Source organism: Bacillus sonorensis NBRC 101234 = KCTC 13918, from assembly GCF_001592005.1.
GTDB classification, from domain to species: domain Bacteria; phylum Bacillota; class Bacilli; order Bacillales; family Bacillaceae; genus Bacillus; species Bacillus sonorensis.
Genome location: NZ_BCVZ01000002.1, coordinates 58,737 through 71,719 on the forward strand (window position 1 = coordinate 58,737; position 12,983 = coordinate 71,719).

The following is a 12,983-nucleotide window of genomic DNA, read 5'->3' on the forward strand; positions in this document are numbered from 1 at the left end:
CTTATCATTTTTGTGAGACGGCCCTGAAAAAAATAACAACCTAATGGATAGGTTGCTATTTTTCCGGCTATTAGCGATTTTCCTTTTCAAATGTAAGCAGGCCGGCATCGATTTCTTCCAGGGCTCTGCCGACAAATTTATGCGACTTCGGATTTTCGATCTGTTCATCCTTGTTTATCTGCATTTCGCGGGCGCGTCTTGCAGCTACAGTCACAAGCGTATATTTTGAATCAAGCTTATTCATTAAAGAGTCAATAGACGGATCTAGCATATGTTATTCAACCTCCAGCATTTTCTTATATCTCGGGGCAACGCGGTCGCGCCTTAAATGTTCGGCGAGAACGATTGCTTTAATTTTTTCGCAAGCAAGCTCGATGCTGTCATTTTCGACAACATAATCATAGGCGTCCATCAATTCGATTTCTTCCTTCGCCGCTTTCATCCGGTTTTCAATGAGGGCTTCTGTTTCCGTCCCCCTTGTGACGATCCGGTTTTTCAGTTCGGCAAGGCTCGGGGGCGCCAAAAAGATAAAGAGCCCTTCAGGAAACGCCTTTCTCACTTGAAGCGCGCCCTGAACCTCGATTTCAAGAAAAACGTCCTTTCCTTCCTGAAGCGTTTTTTCGACGTAGTCGACGGGCGTTCCGTAGTAGTTGCCGACATATTCAGCCCATTCGAGCAGCTTGTTGTTCTCGATCATTTCTTCAAACTCTTCACGCGTTTTAAAAAAGTAGTCGACTCCGTCCCGTTCGCCTTCTCTCGGCTTTCTCGTCGTCACGGAAATCGAATATTCAAATTTTGTGTCCTCCTGAGCAAACAGCGCCTGTCTGACTGTCCCTTTACCGACGCCTGAAGGGCCGGAGAGAACGATTAATAATCCTCTTTCATTCATAAAGCTTTTTATCCCTGCCCTTCATCCATGATTTCTTCTTTAACAGAAAGCCTTTGTGCTACTGTCTCAGGCTGGACGGCAGATAAGATGATATGGTCACTGTCCATAATGACAACCGCACGCGTTCTTCTTCCATATGTAGCATCTATGAGCATGCCGCGGTCTCTCGCATCCTGGATCATCCGTTTGATAGGCGCGGATTCAGGACTCACAATGGAGATGAGCCGATTCGCGGATATGATATTCCCAAAGCCGATATTGATCAGTTTAATCGTCATCCTATACGTTCCCCCTGTATTTTTGGACGTCTCTAGTTTAACCTGATGAGATCGTCCGTAAACAATACGCACAATCGCTATTCTATATTTTGCACTTGTTCTTTTATTTTTTCAATAGAGCTTTTCATTTCGACCACATGTTTTGTGATTTGGTGATCATTTGCCTTTGAGCCGATCGTGTTGGCTTCGCGGTTTAATTCCTGAACGAGAAAGTCGAGCTTGCGCCCGGCAGCGCCGCCAGTGTCACAAATATCGCGGAACTGGCGGAAATGACTTTTCAGCCTTGTCACTTCCTCGGTAATGTCAGAACGGTCTGCGAACAGGGCCACTTCCGTCAGGAGGCGGCTTTCGTCCAAACGGTCTGACGACCATTCTTCAAGCCTCGCCTCCAGACGTTCGCGGTAATGGCCGACAACCGCGGGAGCGAGCGCAGCGATGTCGTCTGTCAGCTTTTCAAGCTTGGCGATGTGCTGAAGGCAGTCTTCTTTAAGCCTCCGCCCCTCCGCTTCGCGCATCCCGCACAGTTCAAGAACAGCCGCTTCAACCGCCTCAAGAAGCACCCGTTCAAGCTGTTCATGGCGAACGGGCTCCTCTTCGATTTGGATGACGTGCTCGAACTGCAGCGCGTCGCGAAGCGTGATCTCGCCCGAAAGCTTATGGCGGCCCTTCATTTCGTCAGCGGTCTTCATATATTCCTCAAGCAGCGGCCAGTCAACCTTGATTTTCCGGCTGACCAGCGCCTCGCCGTCAACAGAAACGAACAGCTCCAACCGTCCTCTTTGTATATGCTTAAAAATCGTCTGCTTTATTTTGTCTTCTAAATAGAGCAATGGCCTTGGCATGCGGGCGTTCACTTCTTTAAACCGATAGTTGACAGATTTCAGCTCAACAGCCACTGTCAGTCCATCCTCCGTTTTGCTCGCGCTGCCGAAACCGGTCATACTCCGTATCATAAAACACACCCAATTCTTTATAAGTGAAAAAGGCAATAGAAACCTCTATTACCTTTAAGATTATATCATACAAGCCTATTTTTTTCTTGTCAAAAGTGACCCGGCAAGCAAAAAAGTTGGGAGGGCCGACATTCCGATAATCAAGAGCCAGTCCGCCATTAAAATCGGCACGGTGTGGAAGATCGGCTGCAGCGGCGGATAATAAATGACGACCAGCATCAGCAAAATCGATGACAGCACAGCGCCGAGCAAATAGATATTTTCAAACGGATTGCGGTCGAAAATGGACCGTTCACTCCGGCAGTCAAACACATGGATGAGCTGGGCGAGCACAAGGGTTGCAAAAGCGACGGTCTGGGCATATACAAGCGCATCGGGATTGCGGTTGTAAATAAACATGAACGCCGCGAGCGTCGCCGCACCGATTAAAAAGCCGCGCGATACGACCTTCCAGGCCAGACCCCTGGCAAAGACCCCCTCTTTCGGATGACGCGGCTTCCGCTTCATCACATCGCCTTCCGGCTGATCCATCCCGAGCGCCATGGCAGGCAGTCCGTCTGTCACAAGGTTGACCCAAAGGATCTGAATCGGAACAAGCGGCAGCGGCAGGGCAAGCATCATCGCAAACAGCATGACCAGAATTTCGCCGACATTTGAGGCGAGCAAATATCTGATGAACTTTCTAATATTTTCATAGATGTTGCGCCCTTCTTTGATCGCCGACTTGATGGTGGCGAAATTATCATCGACGAGAATCAGTGACGAAGCTTCCTTGGCGACGTCTGTTCCGGTGATGCCCATGGCGATGCCGATATCGGCCTGCTTGATGGCAGGCGCATCATTGACGCCGTCTCCGGTCATCGCGACAATATGGCCGTTTTCCTGATAGGCGGTGACGATTTTCAGCTTGTGTTCGGGCGATACCCTTGCAAACACGTATACATCGTCAACGATTTCCGCCAACTCTTCCTGTGTGAGCTCATTCAGCCTCTGTCCGTCTATCACTTTTCCGCCTCGCGGCAAAAGGCCCAGGTCTTTCGCAATCGCCTTTGCCGTTGTCACATGATCGCCTGTGATCATGACCGTTTTGATTCCGGCGGCGCGGCATTCTTTAATCGCCTTTTTCACTTCCGGACGCGGCGGATCAATCATTCCCAACAGCCCGATAAATGTTAAATCCGACTCCGCTTTTTCAAGCGTAAGATTTCCCGTCTCCTTGATCGGTTTATAGGCGACGGCGATGGTCCTCAGTGCCTGGGAGGCGAGCTTTTCCAGCACGGAGCCGGTTTCGGCCAGCCTTTCTTTTGTAAACGGCTCACGCCTGCCTTCGTTTAAAATCGTTGAAGAACGTTTCATTAAAACATCGGGGGCGCCCTTTGTAATGACAAAGCGCTTGCCGTTTCTGTCCTCCGCGATCACGGACATCATTTTCCGGGCGGAATCAAACGGAAACTCTTCGACAATCTTAAAGTGTTCGGCTACATACCGGTCCGTAAATCCGCCTTTTTTTGCGGCCGTCAACAGAGCGCCTTCCGTCGGGTCGCCATCCAAACGAAACTCGCCGTCTTCTTCGATGATGGAGGATGAATTGCACAATGCGCCAAACAGCAACACCTGCTGCAAAGATTTGTGGTTTTTGATTTGAATGTCCCGGCCGTTGATACTGAAGGAGCCTTGCGGATCATACCCGATGCCCGACACATTCCACGTTTTCCCCTCTGACCAGACATGGGTGACCGTCATTTTGTTTTGCGTCATCGTCCCCGTTTTATCAGAGCAAATAATCGAGGCGCATCCCAATGTTTCAACAGCAGGCAGCTTTCTGACGATCGACTTTTGCCTGATCATCCTCTGAACGCCGAGGGAAAGGGCGACCGTGACAATCGCCGGCAATCCTTCGGGGATGGCGGCGACGGCAAGGGAAACCCCGGCTAAAAACATGCTGTACACATCATGTCCTTGAACAACGCCCGCCACCACGACAAGCAGTGTTAGCAACAGCGCGGCGATGATCAGGATTTTCCCGAGCTCTTCAAGCCTTCTTTGCAGCGGTGTTGCTGTATTTCCGGCCGATTCTAGCATATCGGCGATCTTTCCCATCGCCGAGTTCATCCCCGTGCCAATAACGATTCCGGTGCCGCTCCCCCTTGTTACGAGCGTTCCCATAAAGGCCATGTTCGTCAAATCGCCCAATGAGACATCAGAAGCGTGAAAACGTTCCGAGTGCTTAGACACAGGAAGGGATTCGCCGGTAAGAGCCGATTCTTCGATTTCAAGGCTTTTCGTCTCGATCAGCCGGAGATCGGCGCCGATCCTGTCGCCGCTTGAAAAGCGAACGACATCTCCAGGCACAAGTTCTTTTGAAGGAATTTTGATCCAGCTTCCTTCGCGGAGCACCGTCACTTGCGGTGCCGACAATTCCTTCAGCGCCTGAAGCGATTTTTCCGCCTTTCTTTCCTGGAAAAACCCGAGGATGCCGTTGACGAAGATAATCGCAATGATGGCTACCGCATCGACATATTCACCCAAAAAACCGGAAACGAGTGTCGCCGCAAGCAGCACAAGAACCATGAAATCTTTAAATTGCGAAAAAAACAAGACCAATGCCGAGGTTTTTTCGCCTTCAAGAAGTTCATTTGCACCATGTCTTTCAAGCCGCTTTGCCGCTTCTTTTTCTGTTAATCCTTTGCTAATGGACGTTTTTGTTACGTTTAGCAATTCGGTTTGTCCCATCTCGTGCCATTTCATTGAATCGTCCACTCCTCCTGCCCTTAAAGCTTTCTGAGAATTGAGTCTCTATAAGTCAATTTATTCAGACTCGTCCAAAATCATGCTATAATTATTCGACGGACAATTGAGGAAGAGGATTAATGAGAAAAGGGTGTTTTTGATATGTCTTTTGACGGCATTTTCACATACGGAATGATTAAAGAACTGAACGAAACCATTCAGGGCGGCCGGATCACGAAGATCCACCAGCCGTTTAAGCATGAGCTGATCTTTCACATTAGGGCGAACGGCAAAAACCGCAAATTGCTGCTCTCAGCCCACCCCAGTTATGCCCGGGTTCATCTCACAGAGGAAGCATATGACAATCCGAGCGCTCCGCCGATGTTTTGCATGCTGCTCAGGAAGCATTTAGAGGGCGGCTTTGTCGAGCAGATTGAACAGATCGGCTTGGACAGGGTGATGGTATTTCACATCAGAAGCCGAAATGAAGTCGGTGATACACTGATCAGAAAGCTCGTGGTGGAGATCATGGGAAGGCACAGCAATATCGTCTTGACTGACGGGGAAAAAGACGTGATCATTGACAGTCTGAAACATCTTTCGCCATCGGTCAACAGCTACCGGACCGTTCTTCCCGGCTACGATTACATCCTGCCTCCCGCGCAAAACAAGCGGTCACCGCTTGAGACGGAAGAAGAAGACATTCTCCGCCACCTGAATTTTCAAGAAGGGAAATTGGACAGGCAGATTGTTGCAACGTTTTCGGGAGTTTCCCCGCTGTTTGCGAAGGAAGCCGTATATCGGGCCGGTCTTGCAAACAGGGCAACACTGCCTGCTGCGCTGATGAAGATGTTCGCAGACATCAAAGAGCGGAGATTCGCGCCCCAGCTTGTAACGGAAGACGGAAAGGAATATTTTTATCTCCTTGATTTGACGCATATAAAAGGGGAAAAACGAATATTTGAGTCGCTGAGCGGACTCCTTGACCGCTATTATTTCGGAAAAGCGGAAAGGGACCGCGTCAAACAACAGGCCCATGATTTGGAACGATTCGTCATGAACGAAAAGAAAAAGAACGAAAACAAGATCAAAAAGCTGGAAAAAACGCTTGAGCAATCAGAAAACGCCACGACCTACCAGCTTTACGGAGAGCTTTTGACGGCAAACCTTTATCAACTGAAAAAAGGCGATAAAACAGCCAAAGTCATCAACTATTATGATGAAAACGGCGGGGAGGTCACGATTCCGCTCAATCCGAATAAAACGCCGTCTGAAAACGCCCAAAGCTATTTTACAAAATATCAGAAAGCGAGAAATTCGGTAGAGGTCGTCAAAGAACAAATCAGACTCGCCGAAGAAGAGATCGCTTATTTCGACCAGCTGATACAGCAGCTGGCTTCAGCTTCGCCAAAAGATTTGCACGAAATCCGCGAGGAGCTGCAAGAGGGAAAATATTTGCGCGCCAAACAGCAGCCCGGCCAGAAAAAACAAAAGAAGCAGGCACCTTCCCTTGAAACGTACGAATCCACAGCGGGAGTGACGATTTTGGTCGGAAAAAACAACAAGCAGAACGAATATTTGACGATGAAGTTCGCCGCCCGCGACGACATCTGGCTTCACACAAAAGATATCCCGGGCTCACACGTCGTGATTAGATCAAGCGATCCCGACGAGAAAACGATCCTTGAAGCGGCCCAGATCGCGGCCTACTACAGTAAAGCCAAAAACTCCGCTTCAGTTCCTGTCGACTATACGAAAATACGCCATGTCAAAAAGCCGAATGGGGCTAAGCCAGGGTTTGTCACCTATGATCGGCAGCAAACTGTTTTTGTGACGCCTGATGAAGATCTCGTCATCAAGCTGAAGAAGTCGCGCTGAATGTAAAAAGGCCTGAACCGTCAACGGTTCGGGCCTCTTCTTTTTCGGAAAAGCTCATCGATCTCCCGGACGAGCTGATCATCGACCAGCCCGTCGATCCGCCCGGCCAATTCAATCGCATGGCCCGGGCTTGCGCCGTTTGTCGAGACGCTGATGGTGATGTTTCCTTTTTTGATGATTTTCGGTACGTATACATTCCCGCGCTCCGCCTCACTCGCGACATTCACGAGCTGGCGGTCTCGCGCTGAATCGGCTATCCGCTTGTTCGTCTCGGGATCATCGGTGGCGAGAATGACGAGAAAAGCGTCTTCTGCATCTTCCGGCTCCGCTTTTTTCCGCTTCCAGCAAATCCGGTGTTTTTCAATCAGCTCAAGCATAGCAGCCGATACTTCCGGGCTGACGACGGTGACAGACGCCCCTTCATCCAGCACCGTCCGCAGCCGCCTTGCCGCGATCCGTCCTCCTCCGGCGATGACGACCTGTTTTCCGCTCAGATTAATGTGAAGGGGAAGCATAGGCTGCTCCTTTGAAGACAAAAGATGGATCTTGATTGCAAACGGCTTCCTTCACCCGGTTTAAAAACGCGTTTTTGACATGCGGGTGAAAGCCGAGATATTCAGACAGCACAACATCCGGATTGACTTCCTTCAGTTTTTCGGTCTCCCTTTTAATCTCGTTCATCAGCATCCCGGTAAACAGCAAATACGGAACGATGAAAGTCGTTTTTCCGCCGCTTTCTTTAAGCTCTGCAAAAACATCGAGATAATTCGGGGCACAAGCAGTCATAAAACAAGGGATGACCTCGGCGACCGGTGCGAGCGCTTTGAGGCGGGCGGCGATCTTAGTGATGTCGCGTTTGACATCCGGATCTGAGCTGCCCCTTCCGATCAGGACAACCCTCGCATGTTCATAAGGAACTCCCGTTTCTTCAATCCGTGTGAAAACGGCTTTGACGACTTCCTGATCGACGCCGATCGGTTTGCCGTAAGTGACATGGATGGAAGGATATCGCGAAGACGCTCGCGCGATTTCCTCGGGGATGTCTTGTTTGGCATGTGCGGCGGTCAAAAGCAAAAGCGGAACCGCTGCGATATGTGTCGCGCCTTTTTCCGCGCAGGCTTTAAATCCCGTTTCAATATCAGGTTCTGCAAGCTCCAAAAATGAGATTTCCTGAATGGGCGCAGACATATGTTGTTTACAGCTTTCCAAAAATGCGGCTGCTTCTTTTTGGGCTTTTGTCAGACGGCTGCCGTGGCCGATATACAGTATCGCTTGTTTCATCTTAAAGCGCCTCGCTTAATTCATTATTTTTCAGTCCGTTTTCAAACCAGTTTAAACGGGAGCTGAAATTGACCACATCACCAACGACGATGAGACTCGGATTGGAAATTTTTTCATTTTCAACGGTTGCGGCAAGCGACTCAACCGTGCAAAGCACCGTTTTCTGCTTGTTTGTCGTCCCCCAATGAATGAAAGCCGCCGGTGTCGACCGGTCGCGGCCGTTTTCTATTAACAGCCTTTCGATTTGCTTGACGTTTTTGATCCCCATATAAATGACAAGGGTATCGATTCCCGTCGCCAGCGCTTTCCATTTCTCTTCAAAGTCTTCTTCTTCTTTATAGTGGCCTGTCACAAACGCAACGTTTGAGCTCGCCTCCCGGTGGGTCATGGGAATGCCGGCATACGCCGCGGCTGCGATCCCCGAGGTGATTCCCGGAATGATCTCAAAAGAAATCCCGTTCTCTGCGAGGCTTTCAGCTTCCTCGCCGCCTCTGCCGAACACGAAAGGATCTCCCCCTTTTAGCCTGACTACGGTTTTTCCCTTTTTCGCATATTTGACGAGAAAATGGTTGATCGTCTCCTGCTTCATCATGTGATAATCGGGAAGTTTTCCGCAGTAGATCAGGTCTGCCCCCGCTTTTGCATGCTGTAAAATCTGTTTATTGACAAGCCGGTCATATAAAATAACATCGGCTTTTTGGATGGCTTTTAAAGCTTTGATTGTCAGTAAATCGGGGTCTCCAGGACCTGCCCCAACGATATACACTTTCCCCATTTTGTTTCTTTCCCCCGATCGAATCAAAATCTTTTCTCTTCATTATAAATCATAAAGAAAGCGTTCGGTTGTTGAAAATATCACAGGTACCAAACGTTTTCTTTATGAAATAGGAAAGTGCATCTGCTGCACTTTCCTATTCACGCGTTTTCGGTTTTTATTTCGCTTGCGCTTTCACATATTCGACGAGCCGGTCTTTGCACTCGTTCCGGTCATGACTCCCCGTATCGAGTACGAGTTCAGGCGCTTCCGGTTCTTCGTATGGTGAATCGATTCCCGTGAAAAATGGAATTTCTCCGTTTCTCGCTTTTTTGTACAAGCCCTTCGGATCTCTTTGCTCACACGTTGCCAAATCACATTTGACATACACTTCATGGAACTCGTTTTTCTCGACGAGCTGTCTGACCAGATCGCGGTCTTCTTTAAAAGGAGAAATAAACGCCGTAATCACGATCGTGCCCTGTTCGACGAACAGCTTGGCGACTTCGCCGATCCGGCGGATGTTTTCTTTACGGTCCGCATCGGAAAAACCGAGATCTTTGTTCAGGCCGTGTCTGACATTATCACCGTCAAGCACTGTGACCTGAAAGCCTTCTTCAAACAGTTGGCGGGCGGCTGCGTTGGCAATCGTCGATTTCCCCGATCCGCTTAAACCCGTCAGCCAAATGATCGAGCTTTTATGCTTGTTTTTTTCGTGATATTCCTGTTTTGTAATGGATGCTTCATGCCAAACGATGTCTTTATTCACCAACAGTCTCCCCCCTTTTTTAAGAAACTCCGGCCGCTAAGCCTTTGATTAATGTTTGAATGACCTCAGGACGGCTGAATGTGCTTGGCGGGAATTCGCCGTTTCTCAGCATTCCCCGTACCTTTGTGCCGGACAAAATGACATGGTGTTCTTTGTCGTGAGGGCATGTTTTCGCCGTCGCCATCGAGCCGCATACATTGCAGTAAAAGCTGTGTTCAAATTTCAGCGGCGTGATGCCGATTTCTTCAGGTGTGAATTGATCGAACAGCTCCTGTGCCTCATATGTTCCATAATAATCGCCGACTCCCGCATGATCTCTTCCAACGATGAAATGGGTACAGCCGTAATTTTTTCTGACGAGCGCGTGGAAGATCGCCTCTTTCGGGCCTGCATAGCGCATGGCTGCCGGAAAGACGCCGAGGAAGACGCGGTCTTTCGGGTAGTATCCGTCAAGAAGCACTTGATAGCTTTCCATCCGGACGTCTGCCGGAATATCGTCTGATTTGGTTTCCCCGACTAACGGGTTGAGGAAAAGTCCGTCGACGGTTTCCAGCGCGGTTTTTTGGATGTATTCATGCGCTCTGTGCACCGGATTCCGGGTTTGGAATCCGACAATCGTTTTCCAGCCGAGCTCGGCAAACTTCCGTCTTGTCTCCGCCGGTTCGAACGTATGAGCGGGAAACTGTTTTTCGCTGCGTTTGATGAGTGTAATCGGGCCGCCGACATAGACGTTTCCCCGTTCAAACAATTTTTTTACGCCCGGATGGTTGAGATCATCGGTTTTATAGACGTTGACCGCTTCTTTTTTCTTGTCGGGCGTATAGATGTCTTCGATGTCAATGACCCCGTATGTTTCCCCTTGATATGTGAGACGGACGGTATCGCCGATTTTTAGCTCGGCGGCTTTTCGTTCGTTGACGGGAAGGCTGATCGGAAGCGTCCAGACTTGACCGCCTGCAAGTCTCATATTTTCAACGACTGATAGGTAGTCTTTTTCTGTTAAAAAGCCTTGGATCGGGCTGTATGCACCGATTCCAACCAGCTCCAAATCGGCAAAAGCGATCAAATCAAGTTCGATTTCCAGTGCGATATGTTGAACATCATATGCTTCATTGACGCGGTTAACCAATACACCGCCGTGTGGCGCTAAACTCATAACATTATTTCCCCCTACTAGATGTTTAAATTCCCCCGCCCTGTTCATGGACGGAGCTATGTTCTTTTTTCACTGCCCTCACCAGGCTGATCGTCCCGACAGATGCCAAAAGAACGCTCGTAACGACGATGAGAGCATAATAGTCTCCTTTTAATAAAAGGCTGACCAGCATATAAGACAGGCTTAATGAAAGGAACGGCGATACGATCCACACTTTCAGCATCGTTTTGACCACCTGTTTATGAAAAACATTGCCGCCGTTTTTCGCCATGCCCATCCCGATAATAGACGATGATGTCACCTGTGCGAGCGGAACGGGAAGGCCGAACATGGAACTGAGAATGACAAGCCCGGCTCCCGTGCTTGAAAGAAGGATTCCTTCTCCTTTTGAAAATCTGGTAATCTTTTTGCCGTTTGTTTCAAGAACGCGGCGGCCCAATAAAAGGGCGCCGAGCGCGACAAACAGTCCGCCGTACAGCGTTCCTTCCCCGACTGTCAAAACATGTGCCGCCACCAAAGGGCCGACAGCGTTCGCGACATTGTTCATTCCCGCTGAAAAAGCCTCAAAAAATCCGCTGATTAACAGCAGAACCGTCAAAATCTTCGCTTTGTTCCCCGCAGCGCGGCGCTTTATTGTTTTCTTCATAAACTTTGCCATGGCAAAGGTAAAAGAAAAAGCTGCGACCGGAACGACTACCCAGAACAGGACGATGACAAACAAAGATTTGACAAACAAAACTTGATATGCGACACCTACTCCGACGACAGATCCGACTGTCACTTCACTCGTTGAAAGCGGGATGCCGAGAACATTTGCGATAAAAAGCGACAAGGCGGCGGACCCGATGATAATGCAGACGATTTCAAGCGAAATCACCCGCTCGGGAATGATGCCCGAACTAATCGTTTTCACGACGTTCCCCCCGCCGATGACGGCTCCGGAGAGAACGCCGGCCGCACAGATCAAGAGCGCGTGAAGCTTTTTTTTCACCGCTTCAGATCCGTAGGCGATGCCCATGGAAGCCGCTGCACCGCTCGCTCCGATGTTCATCGCAAAAAACATGCTAAATAAAATGGCGGCAAGTTCCATAACTCATCTCCTTACTCGTGTAATCCGCATTCTGTTTTATTTGATCCATTCCAGCGGCCGGAGCGGAGATCGTCCATCGTAAAAGCCGGAGAGGTGCACGGCGCGCAGCCGATGCTCGGGTATCCTTTGTCATGGAGCGGGTTGTACGGCAGATCGTGTTTTGTCACATATCTCCAAATATCCTTCCATGTCCAATGGATGAGCGGACAGACTTTGATAGACTTGAATTTTTCGTCTTTATTTAAAAAGTTCGTCTTTCTCCGCCCTTCGGATTGCTCGCGGCGCAGCCCTGACAGCCATGCCGGGTAAGCTGACAGCGTCTCGCGGAGTGGAATGACCTTCCTTATTTCACAGCAGAAATTCGGATTGGTCTCCCACAGTTTGTCCCCGTATTGCTGAGCCTGCTGTTCAACCGTAAGCTCCGGTTTCTTCATGATAATCTGAAGGCCCGGATATCGTTCTTTGACAGCCTCAATCGTGTCATACGTTTCTTTAAAATGCAGACCTGTATCAAGAAATACGATGACGGCGTCCTTTTTCACCTTATAAATCAAATCAATCAGGACGATCCCTTCGATTCCGAAGCTGCATGCGTATACGAGCTGATCCCCGTAATGGCCGTACGCCCATTTCAGGACCGATAATGCCCCTTTATATGAATCATCCTCTTGAAAAGCGATTTTTGGTTCTTCCCATGTACTGTAAGTAAATATTTTCGGTTCCCCCTTTTTCGCCAACAAAAAAACGGCTTCGAGCAGAAAAAAACTTCTGTGAAAACCGCCTCTAGTTTGTCTAGTCAGCTATTTCAATCTTATTTTTTCATTTTTTTCGATTTGAATGACCTTTCCATCTTGAACAACGAATGTGATGGATCCGTAATTCATGTCTTTCAGCATGTCTTTCATTTTGATGATCACTTTTTCGAGCTGCTCATCTCTTTTCATTGCCAGCTCCTCCTCTGCCCTAAAAAATTAAAATCTTTCTTCCAAATTTGAAAGAAAGACGAGGAACTTTACATATTCCTTATCTCTCAAAATGAGCGCATTTTGCTGGATGTAGCACCTTGCGCTTGCACGCAGGTTGCCGGGTTTCATCGGACCAGTCCCTCCACCGCTCTTGATAAGTCTGCTTTTGTTATTTTAAAATTTTAGCACAATTCGAACAAAAGTCAACCCGACTTTTTTTATAGGATTAATGAAAAATAA

14 protein-coding genes and 1 riboswitch are annotated in these 12,983 nt (G+C 48.8%); of the genes, 1 reads left to right on the forward strand and 13 read right to left on the reverse strand.

Annotated elements, in window-relative coordinates; genetic code table 11:
• Positions 1-70 precede the first annotated feature (70 nt).
• From rpoZ to BTR1S_RS03020, 5 genes are all read right to left on the reverse strand, one after another.
• Entirely contained in the window at positions 71-271 is a 201-nt protein-coding gene (rpoZ, locus tag BTR1S_RS03000; protein WP_006638224.1) for a DNA-directed RNA polymerase subunit omega, read from the reverse strand.
• A gap of 3 nt (positions 272-274) precedes the next feature.
• Entirely contained in the window at positions 275-889 is a 615-nt protein-coding gene (gmk, locus tag BTR1S_RS03005; RefSeq protein WP_006638225.1) for a guanylate kinase, read from the reverse strand.
• Between the two features lie 8 nt (positions 890-897).
• Complete coding sequence (gene remA, locus BTR1S_RS03010; protein ID WP_003181657.1) at positions 898-1,167, reverse strand: extracellular matrix/biofilm regulator RemA; 270 nt, start codon at positions 1,165-1,167, stop codon at positions 898-900.
• A gap of 77 nt (positions 1,168-1,244) precedes the next feature.
• Positions 1,245-2,120 carry a YicC/YloC family endoribonuclease gene (locus BTR1S_RS03015; protein WP_006638226.1) on the reverse strand — a complete coding sequence of 292 codons (876 nt, stop codon included), beginning with the start codon at positions 2,118-2,120 and terminating at the stop codon, positions 1,245-1,247.
• 75 nt (positions 2,121-2,195) lie between these two features.
• The gene (locus BTR1S_RS03020) at positions 2,196-4,868 is read right to left on the reverse strand and encodes a calcium-translocating P-type ATPase, SERCA-type (RefSeq protein ID WP_006638227.1); all 2,673 of its coding nucleotides are present in this window, start codon (positions 4,866-4,868) and stop codon (positions 2,196-2,198) included.
• 144 nt (positions 4,869-5,012) lie between these two features.
• Between BTR1S_RS03020 and BTR1S_RS03025 the strand changes: the two genes are divergently transcribed.
• A complete protein-coding gene (locus tag BTR1S_RS03025; RefSeq protein WP_006638228.1) occupies positions 5,013-6,728 on the forward strand; it encodes an Rqc2 family fibronectin-binding protein in 1,716 nt (571 codons plus the stop codon).
• Positions 6,729-6,748: 20 nt separating this feature from the next.
• On the opposite strand, the gene BTR1S_RS03030 is transcribed toward BTR1S_RS03025, so the two are convergent.
• The 8 genes from BTR1S_RS03030 to BTR1S_RS21550 form a co-directional block, all read right to left on the reverse strand.
• Positions 6,749-7,243, reverse strand: coding sequence for a precorrin-2 dehydrogenase/sirohydrochlorin ferrochelatase family protein (locus BTR1S_RS03030; protein ID WP_006638229.1), 495 nt, complete (start codon positions 7,241-7,243; stop codon positions 6,749-6,751).
• A complete protein-coding gene (locus tag BTR1S_RS03035) occupies positions 7,224-8,009 on the reverse strand; it encodes a sirohydrochlorin chelatase (protein ID WP_006638230.1) in 786 nt (261 codons plus the stop codon). Before BTR1S_RS03035 ends, BTR1S_RS03030 begins: the two co-directional genes overlap by 20 nt.
• A 1-nt stretch (position 8,010) precedes the next feature.
• Complete coding sequence (gene cobA / locus BTR1S_RS03040) at positions 8,011-8,784, reverse strand: uroporphyrinogen-III C-methyltransferase (RefSeq protein WP_029418521.1); 774 nt, start codon at positions 8,782-8,784, stop codon at positions 8,011-8,013.
• A gap of 157 nt (positions 8,785-8,941) precedes the next feature.
• Positions 8,942-9,535 carry an adenylyl-sulfate kinase gene (gene cysC, locus BTR1S_RS03045; protein ID WP_029418522.1) on the reverse strand — a complete coding sequence of 198 codons (594 nt, stop codon included), beginning with the start codon at positions 9,533-9,535 and terminating at the stop codon, positions 8,942-8,944.
• Between the two features lie 16 nt (positions 9,536-9,551).
• Positions 9,552-10,688, reverse strand: coding sequence for a sulfate adenylyltransferase (gene sat / locus BTR1S_RS03050; RefSeq protein ID WP_029418523.1), 1,137 nt, complete (start codon positions 10,686-10,688; stop codon positions 9,552-9,554).
• A 25-nt stretch (positions 10,689-10,713) separates the two neighbouring features.
• A complete protein-coding gene (gene cysP, locus BTR1S_RS03055) occupies positions 10,714-11,778 on the reverse strand; it encodes a sulfate permease (protein WP_006638234.1) in 1,065 nt (354 codons plus the stop codon).
• 11 nt (positions 11,779-11,789) lie between these two features.
• Positions 11,790-12,491: a phosphoadenylyl-sulfate reductase gene (locus BTR1S_RS03060; protein WP_029418524.1), complete on the reverse strand. Its 702-nt coding sequence runs from the start codon at positions 12,489-12,491 to the stop codon at positions 11,790-11,792.
• 87 nt (positions 12,492-12,578) lie between these two features.
• Complete coding sequence (locus BTR1S_RS21550) at positions 12,579-12,683, reverse strand: YezD family protein (RefSeq protein WP_071583799.1); 105 nt, start codon at positions 12,681-12,683, stop codon at positions 12,579-12,581.
• A gap of 115 nt (positions 12,684-12,798) precedes the next feature.
• Positions 12,799-12,904: riboswitch (SAM riboswitch) on the reverse strand.
• Positions 12,905-12,983: the final 79 nt, after the last annotated feature.

What these genes read in the sequence shown, in the direction of transcription:
- rpoZ (WP_006638224.1), bottom strand. Translation starts at nt 271, where the DNA reads ATGCTAGATCCGTCTATTGACTCTTTAATGAATAAGCTTGATTCAAAA.
- gmk (WP_006638225.1), bottom strand. Translation starts at nt 889, where the DNA reads ATGAATGAAAGAGGATTATTAATCGTTCTCTCCGGCCCTTCAGGCGTC.
- remA (WP_003181657.1), bottom strand. Translation starts at nt 1,167, where the DNA reads ATGACGATTAAACTGATCAATATCGGCTTTGGGAATATCATATCCGCG.
- BTR1S_RS03015 (WP_006638226.1), bottom strand. Translation starts at nt 2,120, where the DNA reads ATGATACGGAGTATGACCGGTTTCGGCAGCGCGAGCAAAACGGAGGAT.
- BTR1S_RS03020 (WP_006638227.1), bottom strand. Translation starts at nt 4,868, where the DNA reads ATGAAATGGCACGAGATGGGACAAACCGAATTGCTAAACGTAACAAAA.
- BTR1S_RS03025 (WP_006638228.1), top strand. Translation starts at nt 5,013, where the DNA reads ATGTCTTTTGACGGCATTTTCACATACGGAATGATTAAAGAACTGAAC.
- BTR1S_RS03030 (WP_006638229.1), bottom strand. Translation starts at nt 7,243, where the DNA reads ATGCTTCCCCTTCACATTAATCTGAGCGGAAAACAGGTCGTCATCGCC.
- BTR1S_RS03035 (WP_006638230.1), bottom strand. Translation starts at nt 8,009, where the DNA reads ATGAAACAAGCGATACTGTATATCGGCCACGGCAGCCGTCTGACAAAA.
- cobA (WP_029418521.1), bottom strand. Translation starts at nt 8,784, where the DNA reads ATGGGGAAAGTGTATATCGTTGGGGCAGGTCCTGGAGACCCCGATTTA.
- sat (WP_029418523.1), bottom strand. Translation starts at nt 10,688, where the DNA reads ATGAGTTTAGCGCCACACGGCGGTGTATTGGTTAACCGCGTCAATGAA.
- cysP (WP_006638234.1), bottom strand. Translation starts at nt 11,778, where the DNA reads ATGGAACTTGCCGCCATTTTATTTAGCATGTTTTTTGCGATGAACATC.
- BTR1S_RS21550 (WP_071583799.1), bottom strand. Translation starts at nt 12,683, where the DNA reads ATGAAAGACATGCTGAAAGACATGAATTACGGATCCATCACATTCGTT.